Source organism: Olivibacter jilunii (assembly GCF_900607235.1).
GTDB lineage: Bacteria > Bacteroidota > Bacteroidia > Sphingobacteriales > Sphingobacteriaceae > Olivibacter > Olivibacter oleidegradans.
This window is the reverse complement of sequence record NZ_LR027860.1, coordinates 63,535-84,079: the sequence shown is the minus strand read 5'-3', so window position 1 is coordinate 84,079 and position 20,545 is coordinate 63,535. Positions and strand designations below refer to the sequence as shown.

Annotated in this window: 22 protein-coding genes; 10 read left to right on the top strand and 12 right to left on the bottom strand. The window is 38.8% G+C overall.

The window, feature by feature from the left end; all coding sequences use genetic code 11:
- Positions 1-72: 72 nt before the first annotated feature.
- Complete coding sequence (locus E0E36_RS26255) at positions 73-813, bottom strand: acyl-CoA desaturase (protein ID WP_130858407.1); 741 nt, start codon at positions 811-813, stop codon at positions 73-75.
- A 484-nt stretch (positions 814-1,297) separates the two neighbouring features.
- On the opposite strand from E0E36_RS26255, the gene E0E36_RS26245 reads away from it, so the two are divergent.
- From E0E36_RS26245 to E0E36_RS26215, 7 genes are all read left to right on the top strand, one after another.
- On the top strand, positions 1,298-1,684 hold the full coding sequence (locus tag E0E36_RS26245; protein ID WP_013667711.1) for a hypothetical protein: 387 nt from the start codon (positions 1,298-1,300) through the stop codon (positions 1,682-1,684).
- Between the two features lie 10 nt (positions 1,685-1,694).
- Complete coding sequence (locus tag E0E36_RS28255; protein ID WP_013667710.1) at positions 1,695-1,829, top strand: hypothetical protein; 135 nt, start codon at positions 1,695-1,697, stop codon at positions 1,827-1,829.
- Positions 1,830-2,084: 255 nt separating this feature from the next.
- Entirely contained in the window at positions 2,085-2,942 is an 858-nt protein-coding gene (locus E0E36_RS26235) for a sigma-70 family RNA polymerase sigma factor (RefSeq protein WP_130858406.1), read from the top strand.
- Between the two features lie 152 nt (positions 2,943-3,094).
- Positions 3,095-3,535, top strand: a complete 441-nt coding sequence (locus E0E36_RS26230; RefSeq protein ID WP_013667707.1) for a cold-shock protein — start codon at positions 3,095-3,097, stop codon at positions 3,533-3,535.
- Positions 3,536-4,497: 962 nt separating this feature from the next.
- Complete coding sequence (locus tag E0E36_RS26225) at positions 4,498-4,761, top strand: hypothetical protein (RefSeq protein ID WP_013667706.1); 264 nt, start codon at positions 4,498-4,500, stop codon at positions 4,759-4,761.
- A 324-nt stretch (positions 4,762-5,085) separates the two neighbouring features.
- Positions 5,086-6,213 carry a sensor histidine kinase gene (locus E0E36_RS26220; protein ID WP_013667705.1) on the top strand — a complete coding sequence of 376 codons (1,128 nt, stop codon included), beginning with the start codon at positions 5,086-5,088 and terminating at the stop codon, positions 6,211-6,213.
- 3 nt (positions 6,214-6,216) lie between these two features.
- Entirely contained in the window at positions 6,217-6,915 is a 699-nt protein-coding gene (locus tag E0E36_RS26215; RefSeq protein WP_013667704.1) for a LytR/AlgR family response regulator transcription factor, read from the top strand.
- On the opposite strand, the gene E0E36_RS26210 is transcribed toward E0E36_RS26215, so the two are convergent.
- The 3 genes from E0E36_RS26210 to E0E36_RS27880 are packed head-to-tail and all read right to left on the bottom strand — an operon-like array spanning position 6,912 to position 10,549.
- Positions 6,912-9,968: a lantibiotic dehydratase gene (locus tag E0E36_RS26210; RefSeq protein ID WP_130858405.1), complete on the bottom strand. Its 3,057-nt coding sequence runs from the start codon at positions 9,966-9,968 to the stop codon at positions 6,912-6,914. The two genes, E0E36_RS26215 and E0E36_RS26210, sit on opposite strands and share 4 nt — an antisense overlap.
- Before the next feature lie 12 nt (positions 9,969-9,980).
- Positions 9,981-10,367 carry a LytR/AlgR family response regulator transcription factor gene (locus E0E36_RS26205; RefSeq protein WP_130858404.1) on the bottom strand — a complete coding sequence of 129 codons (387 nt, stop codon included), beginning with the start codon at positions 10,365-10,367 and terminating at the stop codon, positions 9,981-9,983.
- A gap of 26 nt (positions 10,368-10,393) precedes the next feature.
- Positions 10,394-10,549: a hypothetical protein gene (locus E0E36_RS27880; protein ID WP_013667701.1), complete on the bottom strand. Its 156-nt coding sequence runs from the start codon at positions 10,547-10,549 to the stop codon at positions 10,394-10,396.
- Between the two features lie 725 nt (positions 10,550-11,274).
- On the opposite strand from E0E36_RS27880, the gene E0E36_RS26200 reads away from it, so the two are divergent.
- The gene (locus E0E36_RS26200; RefSeq protein ID WP_130858403.1) at positions 11,275-12,048 is read left to right on the top strand and encodes a TetR/AcrR family transcriptional regulator; all 774 of its coding nucleotides are present in this window, start codon (positions 11,275-11,277) and stop codon (positions 12,046-12,048) included.
- Between the two features lie 17 nt (positions 12,049-12,065).
- Here E0E36_RS26200 and E0E36_RS26195 read toward each other — a convergent pair whose 3' ends face one another.
- The 8 genes from E0E36_RS26195 to E0E36_RS26160 all read right to left on the bottom strand — a co-directional run bounded on the left by E0E36_RS26195 (position 12,066) and on the right by E0E36_RS26160 (position 18,318).
- On the bottom strand, positions 12,066-12,635 hold the full coding sequence (locus tag E0E36_RS26195; RefSeq protein ID WP_130858402.1) for an NUDIX hydrolase: 570 nt from the start codon (positions 12,633-12,635) through the stop codon (positions 12,066-12,068).
- A 166-nt stretch (positions 12,636-12,801) separates the two neighbouring features.
- Positions 12,802-13,152, bottom strand: coding sequence for a response regulator (locus E0E36_RS26190; protein ID WP_157622287.1), 351 nt, complete (start codon positions 13,150-13,152; stop codon positions 12,802-12,804).
- A 369-nt stretch (positions 13,153-13,521) separates the two neighbouring features.
- Positions 13,522-14,214 (bottom strand): sulfite oxidase-like oxidoreductase, encoded by a 693-nt coding sequence (locus E0E36_RS26185; protein ID WP_130858401.1) that lies wholly within the window; start codon positions 14,212-14,214, stop codon positions 13,522-13,524.
- 27 nt (positions 14,215-14,241) lie between these two features.
- The gene (locus E0E36_RS26180) at positions 14,242-14,538 is read right to left on the bottom strand and encodes a hypothetical protein (protein WP_130858400.1); all 297 of its coding nucleotides are present in this window, start codon (positions 14,536-14,538) and stop codon (positions 14,242-14,244) included.
- Positions 14,539-14,975: 437 nt separating this feature from the next.
- Entirely contained in the window at positions 14,976-15,389 is a 414-nt protein-coding gene (locus E0E36_RS26175; RefSeq protein WP_130858399.1) for a hypothetical protein, read from the bottom strand.
- A 5-nt stretch (positions 15,390-15,394) separates the two neighbouring features.
- Positions 15,395-16,321, bottom strand: a complete 927-nt coding sequence (locus tag E0E36_RS26170) for an alpha/beta fold hydrolase (protein ID WP_130858398.1) — start codon at positions 16,319-16,321, stop codon at positions 15,395-15,397.
- Positions 16,322-16,410: 89 nt separating this feature from the next.
- Positions 16,411-17,202 carry an alpha/beta hydrolase gene (locus tag E0E36_RS26165; protein ID WP_130858397.1) on the bottom strand — a complete coding sequence of 264 codons (792 nt, stop codon included), beginning with the start codon at positions 17,200-17,202 and terminating at the stop codon, positions 16,411-16,413.
- A 42-nt stretch (positions 17,203-17,244) separates the two neighbouring features.
- Positions 17,245-18,318: an alpha/beta fold hydrolase gene (locus E0E36_RS26160; RefSeq protein ID WP_207303818.1), complete on the bottom strand. Its 1,074-nt coding sequence runs from the start codon at positions 18,316-18,318 to the stop codon at positions 17,245-17,247.
- A 410-nt stretch (positions 18,319-18,728) separates the two neighbouring features.
- Between E0E36_RS26160 and E0E36_RS26155 the strand changes: the two genes are divergently transcribed.
- Together E0E36_RS26155 and E0E36_RS26150 are read left to right on the top strand one after the other, a co-directional pair.
- A complete protein-coding gene (locus E0E36_RS26155; protein ID WP_130858396.1) occupies positions 18,729-19,751 on the top strand; it encodes a sensor histidine kinase in 1,023 nt (340 codons plus the stop codon).
- A complete protein-coding gene (locus tag E0E36_RS26150) occupies positions 19,732-20,493 on the top strand; it encodes a LytR/AlgR family response regulator transcription factor (protein WP_130858395.1) in 762 nt (253 codons plus the stop codon). The genes E0E36_RS26155 and E0E36_RS26150 overlap by 20 nt, the downstream gene beginning before the upstream one ends.
- The last annotated feature ends 52 nt before the right edge of the window (positions 20,494-20,545 follow it).

The window sequence follows — 20,545 nt, the reverse complement described above, 5'->3', positions numbered from 1 at the left end:
GACACTTCGCGGCGCCTAGCACTAAACCGCCAAAAAAGCAATAAACCAGATCGTTATTCGGCTTTTAATGAGTTAAATTACTGGAGTAAGTTTGGGAAAGCGAATAATCCGAAGCCACTTCAACAAAACAATGATGGGATAAACAGGATCTATTTCATGCCAGCGATTTCCGAAATTTACAGATGAAGGATGCTTATGATGATTATTATGGTACGATTCACCGAGCATCAATACATCAATAACCAATAAATTTTTAGCGGTGTTTCGTAACCTGAAATTTATATAGCCATATTTATGCGCAAACCAATTAACGATCGCGCCATGAAACGCACCCATCGTGATTACAATAGGCAACAGCAAAAACCACCAATAGGTGTTGGCAAAAAATAGAAAAAAAGCGAAATAGGCAGCTACCCACAGAAGTCGCGATACTCCCGAATGTGCCCAGCGATCAAATCCTTTCCACTCAGGCAAGTTTTTAAGAAACCGTGTTTCTATCGGTTCTTTATTGTTAACAATATTCCCGTAAATATTTCGTGTACGCCACATCATACTGAAGATATTAGATGAGAACCGAGGAGAATGAGGATCTTTCTCGGTATCAGTATAAGCGTGATGCATGCGATGCATAATGGCGTAGGCTCGGGCGCTCATGTAAGAAGAACCCTGGGTGAGATAGGCGAAGATGAAAAAAAAACGCTCCCAAAACTTACTCATCGTAAAGGAGCCATGTGCTGCATATCGATGTTGAAAGAAGGTTTGTGAAAAAAGGGACAGATACCATAGTCCGATAAAAAAAATGAAAATAACCATAAAACTAATTGTGTAAATAAATCAAGAATGCAGAAAAAATTTGAAGCCCACTTTGGCAGTGTAGAAAGAAGGAAAGTGGTAACCTGTAGAATGCTAACTGTACTCTAAAATGTAAAGATAACTTTTTTGGTTGGTAATAACAAAAAAAAGCAATGATTTAAAGAGGGAGACTTAAAAAAATAAAGTGGTACAATTCATTGGTTGTCAATTATTTTATTACCTTTATTGCATATCTCCAAAAGAAAAGGGTAAAATTGGTTGATATAGGGCTACTAGGTAGCTCGAGGCTACAGATCATGAACCCTTGGAACAATACTTCTTTTTTTATCAAATTATTTAGCAATCGATATCGACTGAGCGGTAATTTTTAATAGAATAAGATCATTATGGTAATGAAGCAATGCATCTCATCATTCATTTTTTGAATGGATGCTCTGGCAAGTTCCTTCCTAAAAGAATATACTTTACTTAAAAACAATTTACGATGAAGAGCTATTATCGGTACTACCGGGTCTCAATAAATAATACCGAAATTACTGAGATGTCTTCGAATGATTTCACTCGGATTAATATGAAGCCTTTCAAGACAATTTGGAAAGACAACCATCCCGTGAAAGTGTATTATTCGTTAACCAATCAAGCATATTCGCTTACCGGAATGCGTTCTATTCAGCAGGATTTCGTTGATAAGATTACGGCGATGGAACATGCAAAAAGTGGCGCACTACATTACATATCATCTCTTATTGCACAGGCTGATGCGGTGATAGCAGTATTAAAGCAATACCGTATCGACCATTATGATGATCTAAACAAAAATTTACTTGAGGATAATATCCGTCGGTTAGAACGATTAATGGGAAATAATTAATAAATATACCATGAGCAGAGACAAAAAAACACCCAAAAGCACCGAGAAGAAGGGTTCTTCTGATTATCAAAACAGTAAAAAGACCTCTTCAAAAACAGAAATAATAACAACCGGAAAATCTAACTTAACAAAAGGAAAGAAGTAATAAGCTTAACAAAAACCATTATGCAGGAGGGAATAGTAAGAATTTTTAATGGATCTCGCGGTTTTGGCTTTACAATACCACAACGGGGAAAAATTCATGAAAACGATCAAGTTACCTACAAGGTAGTACAAAGGTCTAAAGGCCTAAGCGCCATCGAACTTAAGATAGCCTAAGCTATCCGCATATGTAAGAGCATTCTTTTTAGTCGAAGAATGCTTTCGCTTTTAGGCATAACGTATCCGTAAAAAAAAATCAATGAGACAATTAAAAATATCCGATTCAATTACCAACCGTAATAACCGTTCCCTCAGTCTGTATTTAAATGAGGTTAGCAAGTTTGAATTAATCAGTGCCGACGAAGAAGTGTCTTTAGCTGAAAAAATAAGAGAGGGAGATCAACTTGCGCTCGAACGTTTAACCAAGGCCAACTTGCGCTTTGTGATTTCTGTAGCAAAGCAGTATCAACATCAGGGATTGGTATTGGAAGATCTAATCAATGAGGGGAATGCCGGCTTAGTAAAGGCTGCTAGACGCTTTGATGAAACGAAGGGTTTTAAATTTATCTCTTATGCAGTATGGTGGATTCGACAGAGTATCATGTCCGCTATTTCCATTCAGTCTAGAGCGGTCCGACTTCCGGGAAATCAGATTAGCAACTTGATCAAACTGCGGCGTTCCCAGGCTGAGATGGAACAACGCCTAGAACGCGAGCCGAGCGTGGAAGAATTAGCCGTCGAGCTGGGAACTACTACCGATCGTATTATTGCCTCTTTTGCAAATGCTGAAAGGCAGCTGTCGATAGATGCTCCATCAGTATTCTCGGAAGAAGAGCGATTGTTGGATAGTTTAGCTAGTTCAGATCCTGCCACTGATCAGCAACTGATTCAAGACTCGCTCTTTCTGCGGATTGATTTGGTGCTGAAGAAACTTTCATCACGTGAACGGCAAATTCTTACCATGTTTTATGGATTAAGCAATAGTGAGCCGCAAACGCTGGACGAAATCGCCTATCAGTTAAAACTTACACCGGAGCGTATCCGGCAGTTGAAAACAAAGGCGCTTCTACATATTAAAAATTCGTCTTCGGGACGCGATTTGTTGCAACATCTTTAGCTTATACGCTCTCCTTCATAGGAGATGTACAAATATTTTCGTATATTTGACGAAAACCTCACTTACTCTGTTTCCGGTCTCCTTTTTCCGCAGGTCTCCTTTTTCATTGTAAACACGGTCAATTTCATTTATTAATTCATAAATAATAACGTATGGGTAGAAGTCAAGAAACATTCAGAAAGAAAGAAAATATTAAAAAGCGCGAACAAAAGAAAAAGGATAAAGAGCTAAGAAAGGAAAATAGGAGTAGTCAATCTGACAAGGGAAAATCGTTGGAAGATATGTTGGCGTATGTGGATGAGAATGGAAACTTGACTACTGAAAAACCTGCAGAATTTAGAAAACAAAAGATTAACGTCGAAGAGATCCAGATTAGCACACCCAAAATGGTGGAGGAAGACGATGTGCATAAAGGAAAGGTGAAGTATTATAATGAACAGCGTGGTTGGGGCTTTATTAACAACGAATTTGGAGAACGTGTGTTTTTCCTCATTGCCGAGGCACCTGCGTCTATCAAAGTTGATGATGTTGTGAATTTCAGAACCCGAAAGGGACCTAAAGGCTTACAAGCCTACGAAATTCAGGTGGTATAAACTATAATCTTATGAACTAGCTTGCAATGGGCCGAATACCTAATAAAACGAAAGAAAAATTTCTATACCTCAAAACAAAAGCTAACGTTGAGGGTTAATAGACAACAGTTATATCGCATTAAACACCAATGCTCAGCCTTGCCGTCGCGATGACCGCAAGGTTTTCTTTTGAATGGTTTACAAGCAACCTGTTTGTCAGTGGTTTATTAAACGGATCCGCTATAACCGTAAAAGAGTAATCGAATTTTTGCGCGTATGATAGTTGATGTTGCAGAAGTGGGCGTTTACTGCCAGCTTTGTTAAAATATGTTAATCATTTTGCAACATTGTCTCTTTAATGCGATATTTGTGTCATCATAATTTAGGTTTATAATTGGTTAGTAAAGGCCTTCAATCTCCCCGGTTGAAGGCTTTTCTTTTTTCGATACATGGTTTTTCGGATCAAGCAAAAAGGTTGCGGAAGAGAAAAGCCTATCTTGAGATTTTAGGGAATACGGTTTATGGATAAGCTACAGCTATATAAACCTGCGTATGGGCGTATGCTTCTGAGTAATTGACACAAACTAAGTTTAATAAAAGCGAAAAGCCCGGCTTTTGGGATCGCCGGACTTTTCTAATCAACCTAAACCTGTCCTTCTACTATCAAATCTTATGCCGAAAGCTGAATACACATTATATAGGACTTTAGCAGACAAGCTGTCAGGGTGAATGACATTTTATTCACTTCATTGAGATACGCTTTCCATGTGGGGTTGTTATGTAGCTGACACAGATTTTCGTGTAAGGTAGGGCTGTTTATGTGTAAATTTCTTTCCCTGAAATTAGTGGTTCCTTATTTTTGCTATAAATAAAACAGAAACAAAGTCGTATCATCAACAGAGGCCATCTCCGATTGAAAAGTGATCGTCATAACTGCATTACAAAGTTTATGGTTAGATGCCATCTGCTTTCTAAATCAAAACATGAGAAATAGAATATCCTATATATTGATCTGTCTAATCATTGTTTTACTGTTGGGACCTAACTTTTCCCTTTGGTTGCAGCATGGAGGTTTGCAGTTTGGACAGCCCTTCTCTTACCTCGAAGTGCAGCGTTTTGTATCTTCTCATGGTACAGATACATCTGTAGGTTTAATCCCTACCAATCTGTTTATTGATATGATGCTAGGGCTCGTCTGCTTTTTGCTATACGTACTCTGGATGTTTTTACGTAAAAAAAATGTCTAAACGATTTAATAATCATACTTATCTTATGGTGGACAGCATCCCCCATGTACGTTATATCGATCTGATAGATGGAACGATAAGTTAAGGGAGCGATTTTACATCATAATAAAAGCCGCTTTCTCAAGCGGCCTTTATTAAACTGTGCTGTAAAGTATGCCCTCTTGTCGAGAGTTTCGCTAAAATAACCAAACCGTATTAGAATGGTCTAAAAATAGTTGTTCAAGAATGGGGAACTATTTGCTAAACTATTTTATTTTTAAGCATTCCGATATAACGCATTTTGGAAATAAAGCCTATTTTTATGGCACTTAACCTGTCAATAAGATGAATGTTAGTGAGCTACGTATTCCAACGTCAAGTGACTCAGTATTTTCGCGGCTGGGTTTACGTTTAGCTTATCATAGTCTCTTTTGGCTATTAATCGCTGTAGTTTATTATTTTAACTACTATAGATTGATCGGTAACGCCGAGCACGTATGGATATTTGTAATAAAAGAGTTATTAGTGGTGATGATTGCTTTTTATTCACTATCTTCTCGAAAAGTTGTGTCTGTTTTCTCCAATCCACGTGGTATCCCTTTTGTGCTGTTATGGATAGCAGTCTTGTATGTAATTTGGGCCTTAACAACTTACGCTGCATGTTTTATCTTTCAGGCTACATTCAAAAACTATGGACCGAGATTCGGTAAGTATCTTGAGCTTGTACTGACAGATGGACCTTTAAGTATAGTGAAGAATGTTTACATTTTTGTGCTTGATTTTATCTTTCTTATTTCACTCCCCGTTGGGCCGAAATTCGTGAAAATCATGTTAGAACAAGTACTTACTAAAACAAGGCTAGAGCGCGACAACCTCGAGCTTGAGCTTAATTTTCTCAAGTCGCAGGTAAACCCACACTTTTTATTTAATACCCTAAACAATATCTATCAACTACTCGATACGGATTATGATAAAGGCCGAGATATGGTTCTGCGTCTTTCGACGTTAATGCGCTATACGCTATACGAATCCCAAAATCATTTTATTCCCTTACGAAAGGAACTCGAATTCCTTAAAGATTTTATAGCGCTTATGCATATTAGATACGGTGAACGCGTGCAGATCGAAGCGTATATTACGGATATAAAAGAGCCTTATAAAATCAGTCCATTGATGCTTATACCATTTGTGGAAAATGCTTTCAAGCACGGACCGGATAAAAGCCCTAACAATAATTTCGTTTACATTAACATTGACGTAAACGACGATTGGATATTTTTGCAGGTAGAGAACGAAGTAGAATCTACCCAACACATCGCTAAACCAAATGATAGTCAATCCGTAGGAGGGGTGGGTATGTCCAATATTCTCCGAAGATTGGACTTACATTATAAGGACAAGTATTATTTGTCCTATGGGGTACAAAAAAACGTATATTCAGTACATTTGAAAATTAATCTGAAATCTAATTGAAATATGCTACGATGTATAATAATTGAAGATGAACCGTTGGCGAGAAAAGGCATAAGTGAACATATCACTCAGATCCCCTTTGTAAGTTTGGAAGCTAGTTTCGAAACGGCGATGGATGCAATCGTTTTTTTAAGCAAAAACAACATCGATGTGGTCATTTCAGACATTAATATGCCTGGTATTAATGGGGTTGATTTCCTGAAATCGCTATCTAAAAGACCGCTTTTCATATTTATTACAGGACGAGCAGACTATGCATTGGAAAGCTTTGAATTGGAAGTATTCGATTATATACTGAAGCCTTATTCATTTGAAAGGTTATTCAAGGCCTTATCGCGAGCACAGAGCCATCTTACTCGAAATGATGTAGTAGAAAAAGTGCAGACTGGTACGTTTGCTATTAAAGACAATTATAGGAACTATCTGGTTCCCTATCACGAAATACAATACGTAGAGGGCGACCGGGAATATATCAGAATATCCACAACTGAACGGGAGTTCCTGATCATTTACTCATTAAAAAAAATCACCAACGACCTACCACAGGATGTGTTTCTGAGGACCCATAAGTCCTATATTATCAATAAAAACTTTGTGCGAGCAGTCGATCCGGACAAGATCATTATGAGAGGGAGTATAAAAGATATCCCAATAGGTGTTACCTATCGGGATGAGGTTTATAAAAAATTAGTGAATCACTAACTTGGACATAGTTCTCCTGTCGTAATTGCAAAGGTGGTAGCGCTTTCATTCTTCGATCGAGCTATCCTTGATCGGTAATTTTTAGCCAAAAAGCTATATAGGACCATTTCGTTGGCTCGCTGATCCGAAAAGAAAAGTCGGTTAAAAAACATATGGCAGATGCTTCCAATTAGCTTATTTACCTCAATCTTATTTGGCTTCCATTTTTGTAATATATGGGTAATACCTTGGAATCGCTTTTCAAGAAGATCTTTCGCGAAAATCCGGGAAGGCTCTTGATGCCAAAGCAGAGCATCAATGGAAGCGGCATGATTTCGGTAATTTAGATTCATCTTTTTTTGCTTTACCTTATCAATTTTAAATTCTCTGGCCAGCGCTAAACTCCATTCTTCAGTTAATTCGAAACGTTCTGATAGATTTATTCCGAAAGCGTTAAATAGTTGATCAACGGCCTTTAATCCAAAAAGCCATCGCACATTTACGTCGTCCTTGGGCAGCGTTGCCAAAAAATCCAAAACAACCGCTGAATCAATTGAGAATATCGATTCGCAATGCTCGATATTATCAACGCCATAACGTTCAAGTTCTCTCACATATGTATCGTATTGAACTGTCCAAATTTTGTTTTGAGAGGCCAAATGTTCCATAGTGAAGCGTAAAATTTCTCGTAGTTTATTATAAGCCTTTTTACTGTTATTGGGTGCGTGTAGGCGCAAACGGATATGGAATTCGGGGTCATGATAGCGCGTAAAGAAACACTTATCGATGAGTTGCCATTCTTTAAGCTGTCTAACTAAGTTCATGATATCTTCAGCCAATATTTCATCCGCAGTTTTCTGTGGACAATAAAGCTTTATATAAATCCATTCGCTTCCAGGCAAGAAACTCCGTTTCACTTCCTTGTTCTTCAACGGGGTCATTTCGATGAACGCGCACTTTTTTACAATCGATTTGAAAGGAATGATAATTTCGTTAACAAAAGCATTACCGTTTGTATCCTTAATAATAGTGCTATGGTGCACTAAAGACTCATATAATATTACATCCCCCAACGCCAGTTTGTCTTTCAATAACTGCATTCCCCAACTGGTTCTGATGTCAATGTATAATTCATTGTCGCCTTCAGCGATCAATATTTCGTTCGGTAATCGTAGATCCTTTTGCAGCTGCCTAAACCAATTTATATCGAACTGGCGCCTTTGCTTTATATACCAGCGCGCGCGAGATAAGATAAGATGTTTATAGCTGATTCTAGGTAAGAACGGAGCCCTTTTATATTTGTCCCAGTTCCAATAGATGGAAAAAGGGGTGTCTTGATATTGCAAATCGCATAAAAATCGATAAACGGAGATTCCTTGTCTAAAATTGTGAGCGCAACTCAACCTTGGAATAACCCTTTTGTCTAGTTTTTTGGAGAACAAAATAACCTGGTTGTTTCTCACAGTTACTGTAAGGTCCGAAAGAGGGATTTGTTTTTTATTTTTTGTACAAGTAAGTCCCAATACGGGTATTTCATAACTGTACAGCTTCGGCCGCCGCAAGATGTTACCTATTTTATTCTCCGGTATATGTTTGATATCTGCCAGAATCACATTATCAAAGCATTGTTCTTCATAAATAGCGCAGCTTCGAAGGTTATTCTTCAGCGCCTCGTCCATATAAGCAAAGCGCGACATCAAATTTACTGCTGACGATCCACTACATGCGGCTAGGTGAAATTGAAAATTGCCGTTATCCAAATCCTCTACTTTTTTTGTCAAAAGATTGCCAATGGCGTAGCAGGTCGGCGCAACAGCACTGTTCTCCTGTCTCTTTTCCAAAAGAGGATAAATTGTTTCCAGATCTATATGCCGTGAACCGGAAAACAACGCATTAGTCATCACTTGTTCTTCAAGCGTCGATGTGAGCTGTTTCTTACCCTCGCTTATATCCAGGTTGTTAATTAAAGGATGTTCGCTTTTATATTGATTATCGAGGTTTCCATAGCCGATACCCAAATCCCCATCAAGTACTTCCAGCAGTGGTACCTCCATCATCTCGTATCGCCTTTTAAATTTTTGAATAAAAACCTGCAGTTCTTGTGGTATTAATGATGTAAACAACGGATGTAGCTCACACAATTCTCTAGCTATTAGCTGTATTACAGATTGTTTCAGGTTGACCTCCTTTGCGATGAATTTTTTATCAACCTGTGGTAGCACAACGTTGAATGGGAATTCATCTAAGGTAGCTATTCTGTTGGAGCAAGATGACAAAGTTAATAGGTCTCGCATCTCTACAACTGCGGCATCCGTTCCCTTTAACTTATGAGTAAGCTTGTGAATATCTTGGTCTTCCAAAATCGTGGGCTCTAATTCCGATATTAGAAATTGATTATCTAAGAGCTTAGATAGATAGGCTGTTATCTCGTTTCTCTCAATATCAAAGTCCATAAGAAAGGTTATGAGTTCACTGAAAGTTCTCCCTTCCCTGGCATAATCATAAAGCAATTTCAATAAAGGGTTTATCTTAAGTTTAACCTGAAAAAAAGTCCTTTTGTCTTTTACGGTTTCAAAACGTATATACCTGAAATAACCGCCTACTGCGTAAATACTATTATTCGTGTAGAATACAATGTCGTTTAGCCAATCCTGACTTTGTTGTAGCTGATGAAGTTGACGCATCAAGTGATCTAGACTCACACGAGCATAGATAGTTGCGTGCCCTGTAAGCGTTAATGTACTCGTATTATCATTGATATGCCCCATGCAGACACCGGCAAAACTACCAAAGGGAGTAGCGCGAGAAGCCATGCGAGAGACATATTTATACAGAGTAACCAGTAGCTTTAGATCTGGCATATATCCATTCTCTAACCAGCTAAGATAGGTATGATAGAGATCTTTGCTGGCAAATGAAATAGCTTCCAATACTTCCGGATTACGACTGAGCAAATCATGTAGGTTTTCGGCTAGGCTGGCCGTATTATCGGCATTGATCCTTTGAATTTCCTGCAATGGTAAACTTGGCAATCTTAATAAAAAGAAACCTAAATGTTCAATATTACTTAACATCGCATGCAGAGTCTACTGGAAGTGTCCTATTCCTAACAAAAAGTCAATGCATTCATTGAATTTTTCAAGCGAAAAGGGCTTCAATAATTCATAAACCTTATTATTGTTTTCTATTTCTTCTTTATTTCTGAAGTGGGATAGGGGTGAAGCAGATGTGTTGATAACAATTGAATTAGGTGAGATTTGATCCAGTATTTTGTCAACATCGCCATCAAAACCAGGTGTTTTGAAATCAAGGAAGATGATATCCGGCGTAATTCTTTTTATAATCACATGAAAATCGTACACATTATCAATCGTAGCTACCAACGTTAAATCGGACCGTTTACTGATATAGCCCTTGAGCATTTGTACAGCGAGCGGCTCATCCTCCACGATAGCGCATATCAAGCATCGCATATTCCTTTATTTTAGCAAGGTGAGTATTAAATGAAATTCGATGTGGTAAAGGTCATGCTGCTCACTGTTTCGTCACCATCTCGAAGATGCTGGTTACTTTCGCGCGGTGCGTCTATAGTGCAGATACACTCTGCTTCGATTCTTAAATAACTTTCTAAAAGACTTTTGTTAAACTTTTCCATGTTGTTTATAATTTATCCTAGGCTAATTTGAGGGGAATGAATTTGATAGGCATGTTTATTTAATCAACCGCCTATCTTCTTATACCAACTTGCATATACGCTCAACATCGTTTTGCCAAGAATTTTTGCTACCAAGTTGGTATGAAGAAATCTGTTGCTCGTGACGACTTATATTAGGTATTTAATAAATCATCAGTCAACCACAAATTCAATTTAGTGTAGAATAGATAATTCGGCTTCTTTAGTGCTTGATGTGCGCAATTGTCACCCGTTCTTTTAGGATATAACCGAGGTATTTTTTGTAAGTTATTGATTATCTGTTGTAATAAATGATTTTATCAACAAAATCAGAAAAGTGTAGCAATAATTTAATGAAAGTGATCTGCATCTGGTGGAGGCTCGTTCAGAGTGATTATAATACTTACATTTGCTCAAGGATATTTCATATTGAACAATATATTATTGTCAATTTGGAACATGATCGAAGGTATTCCAGTACTATGCTGTTTATTGAAAATTGGCTAAGAAAGTGTTATGCTCTCGCTTCAAACTATGTCTACCCGTAGTGAATACGGCAAACTTTCCGAAGAGAAACAACATTACATCAGCAACGTCTGGTAGCCGTTTGAGAAAGTCAGTCTGTAGACTGGATACCATTCGACGTGATATGAGGCCAAACCTAAGACAAATTAACTAAATCGAAGTATAAGCTCGCATGGCTCAGCATGCGAAAAGTAGACCAAGAAAACGAATTGATAGATGCTATAGCACTGTTCGTAAAGTTAACTGTTAATTGCAAGGCAAACCATGCAATTTCGTATACACCTATAGATAGGGTTACGATGGAGATAGAGAAAAAAAACGCACAGCGCACAAGAGCTATTATTTTAGAGGCAGCTGCCAATATCATACGAGAAAAAGGTCTTCAAGCACTAAAAATAAGTCGTCTCGCCGATAGATCCAAATTCACCCGGTGGACGATCTATAATCATTTCGGTAGTTTAGATGGTGTAAAAAAAGAACTGTACAGCCGACACGACTACCTTATTGCGAACTTACCCCAAATAGTCGCTTTAGCGGCGAGACAGGAGGAAGCTATGCGATTTGAACTCTTAGCGCACCTTATCGTTCAACATTTTGATGCACTTATGAGAGATCCCCTATACCGAGAATTCGCAGTTGCCGAATTTATGGGAACAGATGCTGCGATCGCGAAAATGGTATCGGCTCGTGAACGACGCATGTTGAAGATGATGAAAACATCCGAATTAACTGACTCAACGGGAAAGCCGTTTCTCCTCGAGTTTCTATTCCCGATTATTTTAGGTGGTATTACGTATATGGCGTTTCAATACAGAATAGGTGGACATGCTTCTTGTTTCGGTGTTATGTGTTTGCAGAAAGAGTTCAAAATAAATTTGAGACAGTTTTTAATATATTTAATAAAAACCGCTATTAACGGTTTAGATGGAGATATAGCTAATCAACAAATGACCTAGTCGTAAGCAAAGGATTCTTAGACATTAAAAATAGCCGGATATTTTCTTGCTGCCATTAATATTAAATTCATTGAATCCGTAACCCAAATTTCACCATTTTCAACCATACGAAGCGCTTCCGATGCCGGTAACGTAATTACTTCTATATTTTCAGTGATGTCCAGACGTTGTACAGCATTGAATTCAGCATTAAATAAGATATAGCCATAGGTTATTTGTTTGAGTTTAGTTGGATTAATAGCAAAACGACAGATAAATTTCAAATCTTCCTCAGCGGCTTTGATTCCACACTCTTCTTCAAGCTCGGCTACGGCTGATTGTTTTAGCGTTTTATCCTTTTGTTGCATTCCTCCGGGCACTTCAATTAGAATTTCGCCAAGCCCATGTTTATATTGACGAGTAAGTACCACCTGATTGTCAGGAGTAAAAGCTAAAACCTGCACCACATCGCCCAGTGGAGATAAAAAGTAATCATCTACGATCAGACCATTTGGTAATTCTACTTTTTGCTTATGTAGAGGATACCAGACGCTTGGCGAAATATCCTCGTCTTCTAAAAGAGTCCACGGTTTTATTCTATCAGACATGACGTAAAAGTAACTGTTTTAACTTATTTGTTAACTAATTCAGTACAATTTTATAGGCGGAATAATGATAATACGGCTACTGCTCTGATAAATGTCAGTACCTAAGTATTGCAGAAACGGTGGAAAATCAAAATGGCGATAGACCGTCATGAATAATCAGCTTAGACTATGAATGCGCGTAGTGTAGATTGATTGTCGACATAATATCATACATATCAAAGGGTTTACGTATATATCCATCTGCTCCGCATTCCAGTGCAATTGATGGAATATCCCATAGTCCGGATATCATAATTACCGGTACATGCTGGTAATTACTTAAGGATTTAAGCTGCTTACAAAGATCGCTTCCCTGACACCATCGCAGATTTTCATCCATTAAAATCATGCCTACCTCATGTTCATCCAGCAATCTATACAAGTTTTTCCCGGTGTCCATGATAACTTCAATACCTTCATAATCGAGAATATCCATAATCAGACCTTGCATCTCTGAATCGTCTTCAACGTATAACATTGTTTTTTTCTTAGTCATAGCGGTATAGCATAACTTCGCACAAATTACACAAGTGAAAAAAAGCTCTATATTGTTTAGCCTCTAACGGCAAAAGGAACTGCGCGACATGAAGTTATAACAAATACCGTGCAAAATATATGATAATATTAGTTTTATTTGTTTATGTTGTTTATTATCAGTTTGTTTAATATAGTGTTAATTAAAAATATTAACGGTTTCTTTGTTTTCTTACTTCAATTCAATAGGTCAAGGTTATTTTTGAGAAGTTTCCATGCATAGGAAACGAATAGATTTCATTTTTGATTTGGCCACCCTTTTGGATCCGGGTGGCTTTTTTATCAAAATTTGATGAATAGAATCGTTCTTTGGTTAATCATAACGATCATTACGCCAAGGATAAGCGGTATTCGAATAACCACGCTCCTCCCAAAAGCCTGGTTGGTCCTGGTTCAGGAATTCAATTCTTTTTATCCATTTGGCGCCTTTCCAAGCATAAAGTTGAGGTGTAATCATACGACAAGGCCCGCCGTGTTCCTTCGCCAGCGGTTGGTTCTCAAAGGTATGCACTAAAAGCACGTCTGGCTTCAAGGCCTCTTCTAATGAAAGGTTAGTAGTATAAGTATCATAGCCATGACAAAGAATATGAGTTGCGTCTTCGTGAGGTTGCACAAGTGCAGCTAAATCCAACATACTGACACCAATCCAGCTCATATCCAGTTTGGACCAAGTAGTGACGCAGTGGAAGTCGGATATGTCATGGGTCTGTGGTAGTGCCATAAAATCTTCCCAAGTTAACATAACCGGATGCTTTACATTGCCGTCTATCCTTAAACGCCAACGATCTAGCGAAATATCGGGCTGATAACCGAGGTCTAAAACCGGCCATTTGGTAGTTACAGCCTGTCCTATAGGAATAGTTGGCATCCCATGCCGATTTATTTTACCCGTCCCCATGGGTTTGTCGTCCGCCATAGAGGGCGTATCTTTCATTTTTGCTGCGAAACGTGCTTTTAATTTCATTCTCGCCTCTACAATACGATTCAATTTTGCTGATCCTTCCATATCGGGCTTCATTAAGTGTCTGTCATATCAGCTATCCTCTTCATCCGGGACGGTATATTTAAATCGGAACAGCTTAAATAAACCGAGAACAAGTAGTACTGAAAAAACGATGTCGATAAAAAGATACCCAAAGTGAAAGTCCTTTATTTCAGCAAAAAGTCCTGTCTCCACGTTTTGACCAACTGATTTTCGGAGGAATATAAGCGGAAATCCCATCGTTGTATCATCGGTGTAAGGCATACCGCCACGATAGGAAAACGCAGTAAAAAAAGTAAAAAGTAAAACGGTGCCCGCTCCCCAAAGTAATATTCTATATTTTTTCATAGTTGGCGACAGTTTTTTAGCGCGTTTACAATGCCACTAACTTTCCGTTACGATAGTTACTTACAAACTAAGATAAATTGTTTTATACATAATATCATCGAATTGCATAAAAGTCGTATAGCTGTCTCTCTTCCGCTTCTTAAGGTTCTTTTATAGAAAAAATACAAGTACACTAGCATATTATTTCACATGTACAAGGTATAAATTATCTGTTGAAAAATGGAAAATTGATTGGTCAAATTTAATGTGTATGGCACCGAATGTTCATTTTTCCAAACAAATTTGCTGTAAAAAATGACGTAGGCATTGTCGTGCTCAATGAAAATGCATCTTCACCATCGCTATATTCAGTCGTTACTGAATGACAAATCTAAACCTCATATAACAAGGTACTGTACAAATAAGAGACGTTATTTGGAGAGCACGAATGAGTAAAGTTAATAATTCCGAGCAATTGGTTCAGGAATAAAATAACTGAGGTCATTACAGGGTATAACTTCCAGCGAACCGCTAAAGACAAACTTACCCGGCAACTTCAAATGTTGTTTATAGAGTGCAGCTTTATCGTATGACTCCCGTCCAATTGCAAAAGACGTTATTAAGTCCAAGCGCTGGCCAATTGGCGGGTATTGGTTGATTTCCACGGGTTCGCTAAAGGGAAAATATACAAAATCCGCTTGTTTACTGATATAGCTCGGCGATTGCGGAAATGCGGATTTTGTGACGCCTATAGATAATAATTTACTAGGTGCCAATTCTTGTGATGACCTTATCCCCCCTGGGGATAAGGATTGGGCGTTGGCTGATACACTAAAGGAAAGGGCCAACATGAAAGCAGTTATTATTTTCATTCGTTTTAATTGTTTAAAAACTCAATTGCTTGCTGTACGAAATCAAGTGCATATTGAAAAGCAGCCGCATGACCCGCATCTTTATAGACGATCAGCCGCGCATTTGGTATATGCTCGGACATCTTTATAGCATTTATCACCGGAGTGGGAACATCTTCCTGACCTTGTGCAATCAAAACCAGTTGTTTAACTGTTGCCAACTCTTTCAGCGCATCCGGGTAGGGGGTAGCCCATTTCAGTACCGCGGTTAATTCTGCTGTGGCACTCTGTGCACTCAAGGGAAGATCGCGATCGATTACACGCTTTTGAATTCTTTCGTAGACGCGTTTTCCTGCTTGCCGGCTAGCGTTGGATTTAGTGAAACCAACATGTAAAAAACTCTCCTCCGGACTCAGATTTGCCGTGCTTTCCAGCAGCTCTGGTAACTTCGAAAGCCCTTCACTACCTTTGGGTCCTGTTCCGGTTAAAATCAGTTTATTTACAAGGGTAGGTTCAGTTAATATAATCTGCTGACTGATAAATCCGCCCATTGAAAAACCCAGAAGATTTACTTTCTTATACCCCAAAGCTTTTATAAAGGCTACCACACCCTTAGCCATATCAGGTATATTTTCGGGCGTGTGGCCGCTTGAAGAGCCAGCCCCTTCAAGATCAAATAAGATTACTTTATTCTTTTCGGCTAAGCCATTTGTAATGGCAGGATCCCAATCATCCATAGAGCTACCCAAAGGAGAAACCATAACAAGCGGTATATCATCCGTTTTGCCTAAAACCCTGTAAGCAAATTTAACTTCTCCTACTTTAATAAATTGGGTGCTTGCTGTTTGATGATAATCTATTTCATCCATATTGGAGCCTTCTTGCGGACCGTCCTCTTTTTTACAGGATAATAGTTGAAGCGCGACTAGTACTGATAAGATAATTTTTTTCATATTGTTGTTTTTAGTAAGGCAATAGGCTAATAAAATTGGACTTCGTGAAAAGGAATCGGCACATCGTTAATATATGTACTGTTAACTTGTTATAGCTGAGTTGCTGCTTTCATAATCACCTCTGCTACTGCTTCCGCTTGTGAAATAAAAATTACATGACTACCCTTAATTTCAGTGACATCAGCGTGCGCGCGCTTATACATAACCCGCTCCGTCTCCGGATTGAGGGCCTTATCTTCCGTGGCAACAATGGCGTAGCTTGGTTTCATTTTCCAGGCCGCGTTTTCAACGGGCTCCTCAAAACACTTTCCGATAATCGGTACCTGTGAAGCGTTCATAAAGTCGCTCTGCGCTTTACTTAAATCACCGGCAAAACCAGCATGAAATTTCATCGGATCAAAATATACAAACCCAAACCTGTCCGTTGCTGTAAACCCAGCTTCAGGTGCTGCAGGCGCGGCTGCAACCCATTTTCCAGTTGTTTCACCTTTATCTGGCATAAAGGCGGCTACATATACCAAACCACTTACCTTTGGGTGTAAACCTGCTTCGGTAATCACGGTGCCTCCCCAAGAATGACCTACTAAAATTACCGGGCCATCCTTCGCTTCAATAACACTTTGCGTTTCGGCAACATCGTCCCTAAGTGAAGTCAATGGATTCTGGACAATACTGACATGGTAGCCCTTTTTAGTAAGAATGTCGTAAACTCCTTTCCAACCCGAACCATCCGCAAAAGCGCCGTGCACCAGTACGATATTCTTTACAGGAACGCCTTGTGCATAAGCATTTCCCGTGGCTATAAGTAATTGACAGCTTATCAGAAGTGTAGCTACAAGGGTTAATTTGATGGTATTAAACCATTTACATGTTGTTTTCATTTGTTTTGAGATTTGTCGTGAATATATTTGTTGATTTATCAGCTATTGTGAAGCTTTGGCGTAATCATCAGCTTCTATAATGGCTTTGGCAAAAGCTTCAGGTGCTTCCTGCGGTAAATTATGTCCAATACCCCCCTGAAGAGTTCTATGTCTGTATTTACCTTTAAATTTGGCAGCATATATAGCAGGGTCGGGGTGAGGAGCGCCATTTGCATCGCCTTCGAGTGTGATGGTTGGAACATTTATCACCGGGCCCTCAGCCAGCTGTTTTTCAAGGGAGTCGTACTGGCTTTCACCTGCCGCAAGACCCAAACGCCAACGATAATTGTGAACGACGATTGCAACATGATCGGGATTATCCAAGGCAGGTGCAGACAGCTCGAATGTGGTATCATCAAATTCCCATTTGGGTGAAGCCGTTTGCCAAATAAGCTTTGCAAAATCGCGCCGATTTGCTTCATAGCCCTTGCGGCCACGTTCGGTTGCAAAATAAAATTGGTACCACCATGATAACTCTGCTTTTGGCGATAGGGGATTTGCATTTGCTTGTTGACTTCCAATTAGATAGCCGCTTACAGAAACCATCGCTTTACAACGTTGCGGCCATAAGGCAGCTATAATATTGGCCGTGCGGGCCCCCCAGTCAAACCCACCAATAACAGCCTTATCGATTTTCAGTGCATCCATCAACGCAATAATGTCCATCGCAATTGCTGACTGCTGTCCATTTCTGGGTGATTGGTCGGAAAGAAACCTTGTACTGCCATGGCCACGTAGGTAAGGTACAATAACTCGATAACCTTCGTTTGCCAATAAGGCGCTAACCTCCGCGTAACTGTGGATATCATAAGGCCAGCCATGTAATAAAATAACTGCTTGACCGTTGGTTGGACCAACTTCGGCATAACCAAGGTCCAATACGCCGGCTTTTACCTGCTTAATTATATCAAAAGATGAATTTCGGAATCGAGGGCTTATGCCATTCTCAGTTAAAAAAGGAATTTTACTGTTCTCTGCTTTCAATAGACCTATGCCGCTCATTTCTGCCGCAACAACGGTTAATGCAGCGACGCTTAAAAAGCGCCGACGCCCATATTTGACTATTTGTTCCATCATGATAAAATATGAATTTAACACTACTCCTTACCGTCGCTTTGTGATTGGTAAGTGGAACAAAAGTAGTTCGGGATGAACTCCCAGAGAATCATTAAATGGTTGAATAAGGCAGATTAGGTCTTGAATTTGGCATTTTTCATTGTCAAACTTATTTTATTCCTTTACCTATTTCGAATGGCAGTTTGTACCCGGTTTTAGACTTGTCTAGTTCGGCCTGCGTATTGTCCAGATCAGATGTAAACCGGTCCATTTCGATAAATTCATAGAAGTATTATCAATCCAATTTGTTAAGTTTGATGCCATATCCATTTATATGAATAGCAATTTTTTCCGAAAGAAATATCAAACAGATTGTTTGTTTAGCGATCTGATTTAATCAGCTAGCTATATGAAGCTTTTTTTAGTTTTTTATGAAAGCAGTGAGGACATTTAAAATTTCCCATAGGCTCATCTGGTTCAGCTCGCTTTTTTTAGGAATGCTCACGGCCGTACCTAAAATTGCAGAACACCAGTTTCGCCCTTACGAGGCTTTAGTCGATTCATCCGTAACCTTTCTATTTGCCTTGATTATATGGTATTACAATGTCTATAATTTGCCAAGATATACGGCCAATAACCCGAAAGGTGGTTTCTCGACAAAGCAGCTGCTGAAAGGGCTTTTCTTTGGTTTGGTGCTCATGTTTTTGCTTGCTTGCATACAGCAATATCTCTTATCACATCTGCCTTTTGGTCCCGTGATGCTGATGTTTGAGGTGCGTAGTATCCTCATTAGCAGTGCCTTCTATATGTTTATCCATCTTTTGTATCAAAGTTATCTTAATCAACAGGTCAGCGTAGAACTGGAGCGGACAACAGCTGCAAATGTATGGGCCCAATACGAATTATTAAAGCAACAGGTAAATCCACATTTTCTATTTAATAGTTTAAACACACTCAAATATATGGTTGAAAGCGGAGATCCGCAGGCAGTCAATTTTATTTTAAAACTATCCGACTTTTATCGTTTCACGTTAGAAAGCAGAAAACTTGATTTGATTGATCTTTCAGAAGAATTAAAGATATTAGAAGCCTATATGTATCTGTTGAAAGCACGCTTTGAAAACGGGATTGAACTATCAACCAACTTGCCGGAAAAAGTACATACTTCACCGATTCCACCTTTCACTTTGCAGTTATTGATAGAGAATTGCATAAAACATAATATTGTCTCCTTAGAAAAGCCCCTACAAATACGCCTTTATTTGGATACGGATTATTTGGTGATAGAAAACAATATCCAGCTGAAGCGAGAACCGGAGTCTTCCACCGGATTAGGACTTGAGAATATTAACCAGCGCTACCAACATCTTTTAGACAGGGAAATAGTAATTGAAGTCACCGATAACACATTCACCATTAAATTACCAGTTATTTATGAAAGCAATCATCATTGAGGACGAGATCAAAGCGGCCAAATCTTTAGAGAATATGATTGTAAAATTGCGTCCTTCTACCTGCATATTGGCTAAATTGCAAAGTGTAGAGGCATCCATAAGTTATTTATCAAATCACGAGATGCCGGAAGTGATATTTATGGATATTCAATTGTCCGACGGACTTTGCTTCGAGATTTTTAAATCCGTGAATATTACCTGTCCTATTATATTTTGTACTGCCTACGGGGAGTATGCCTTAGAAGCAATAAAGGCTAACGGTGTTGACTATCTACTGAAACCATTCGCTGAAGCCGATCTTGAAACAGCTTTTGGAAGAATCGATAACTTTAAAAATTTCTTTCAACAACATACAGGAACCAATCTGCAAGAGCTGATTCGTAGAATGAATGTAGATGATGGAAAAAAAAGTTTTTTGGTTTTTAAGAACAATAAATACCAAACGGTACAAACCGAACAAATTGCCTATATCTATATTAATTATAACGCTCCATCTATCGTTACTTTCAAAGGAGATGAGTATGCCATTAACCAATCATTGGATCAAATACAGAATCAGTTATCGAGCAGACAGTTTTATCGATTAAATAGGCAATACCTTATCAACTTTACGGCTATAAAAGAAGTAGAACATTACTTTGCCAGAAAACTGTTTGTTCGCTTGCATATCGCTACACCCGAAAAGCTTTTAATCGGAAAGGAAAAAACAGCAGCATTTCTGCACTGGTTGGAAGATCGATAGTCTGGCCAAGCCCCAAAATTCCGTCTACAGGCCCTAATTTGCCTAATCCACC

Bases quoted from the DNA above. Each gene is read 5' to 3' on its own strand.
- E0E36_RS26255 (WP_130858407.1), bottom strand. From the start codon at position 813: ATGGTTATTTTCATTTTTTTTATCGGACTATGGTATCTGTCCCTTTTT.
- E0E36_RS26245 (WP_013667711.1), top strand. From the start codon at position 1,298: ATGAAGAGCTATTATCGGTACTACCGGGTCTCAATAAATAATACCGAA.
- E0E36_RS28255 (WP_013667710.1), top strand. From the start codon at position 1,695: ATGAGCAGAGACAAAAAAACACCCAAAAGCACCGAGAAGAAGGGTTCT.
- E0E36_RS26235 (WP_130858406.1), top strand. From the start codon at position 2,085: ATGAGACAATTAAAAATATCCGATTCAATTACCAACCGTAATAACCGT.
- E0E36_RS26230 (WP_013667707.1), top strand. From the start codon at position 3,095: ATGGGTAGAAGTCAAGAAACATTCAGAAAGAAAGAAAATATTAAAAAG.
- E0E36_RS26225 (WP_013667706.1), top strand. From the start codon at position 4,498: ATGAGAAATAGAATATCCTATATATTGATCTGTCTAATCATTGTTTTA.
- E0E36_RS26220 (WP_013667705.1), top strand. From the start codon at position 5,086: ATGAATGTTAGTGAGCTACGTATTCCAACGTCAAGTGACTCAGTATTT.
- E0E36_RS26215 (WP_013667704.1), top strand. From the start codon at position 6,217: ATGCTACGATGTATAATAATTGAAGATGAACCGTTGGCGAGAAAAGGC.
- E0E36_RS26210 (WP_130858405.1), bottom strand. From the start codon at position 9,968: ATGTTAAGTAATATTGAACATTTAGGTTTCTTTTTATTAAGATTGCCA.
- E0E36_RS26205 (WP_130858404.1), bottom strand. From the start codon at position 10,367: ATGCGATGCTTGATATGCGCTATCGTGGAGGATGAGCCGCTCGCTGTA.
- E0E36_RS27880 (WP_013667701.1), bottom strand. From the start codon at position 10,549: ATGGAAAAGTTTAACAAAAGTCTTTTAGAAAGTTATTTAAGAATCGAA.
- E0E36_RS26200 (WP_130858403.1), top strand. From the start codon at position 11,275: ATGCGAAAAGTAGACCAAGAAAACGAATTGATAGATGCTATAGCACTG.
- E0E36_RS26195 (WP_130858402.1), bottom strand. From the start codon at position 12,635: ATGTCTGATAGAATAAAACCGTGGACTCTTTTAGAAGACGAGGATATT.
- E0E36_RS26190 (WP_157622287.1), bottom strand. From the start codon at position 13,152: ATGTTATACGTTGAAGACGATTCAGAGATGCAAGGTCTGATTATGGAT.
- E0E36_RS26185 (WP_130858401.1), bottom strand. From the start codon at position 14,214: ATGGAAGGATCAGCAAAATTGAATCGTATTGTAGAGGCGAGAATGAAA.
- E0E36_RS26180 (WP_130858400.1), bottom strand. From the start codon at position 14,538: ATGAAAAAATATAGAATATTACTTTGGGGAGCGGGCACCGTTTTACTT.
- E0E36_RS26175 (WP_130858399.1), bottom strand. From the start codon at position 15,389: ATGAAAATAATAACTGCTTTCATGTTGGCCCTTTCCTTTAGTGTATCA.
- E0E36_RS26170 (WP_130858398.1), bottom strand. From the start codon at position 16,321: ATGAAAAAAATTATCTTATCAGTACTAGTCGCGCTTCAACTATTATCC.
- E0E36_RS26165 (WP_130858397.1), bottom strand. From the start codon at position 17,202: ATGAAAACAACATGTAAATGGTTTAATACCATCAAATTAACCCTTGTA.
- E0E36_RS26160 (WP_207303818.1), bottom strand. From the start codon at position 18,318: ATGATGGAACAAATAGTCAAATATGGGCGTCGGCGCTTTTTAAGCGTC.
- E0E36_RS26155 (WP_130858396.1), top strand. From the start codon at position 18,729: ATGAAAGCAGTGAGGACATTTAAAATTTCCCATAGGCTCATCTGGTTC.
- E0E36_RS26150 (WP_130858395.1), top strand. From the start codon at position 19,732: ATGAAAGCAATCATCATTGAGGACGAGATCAAAGCGGCCAAATCTTTA.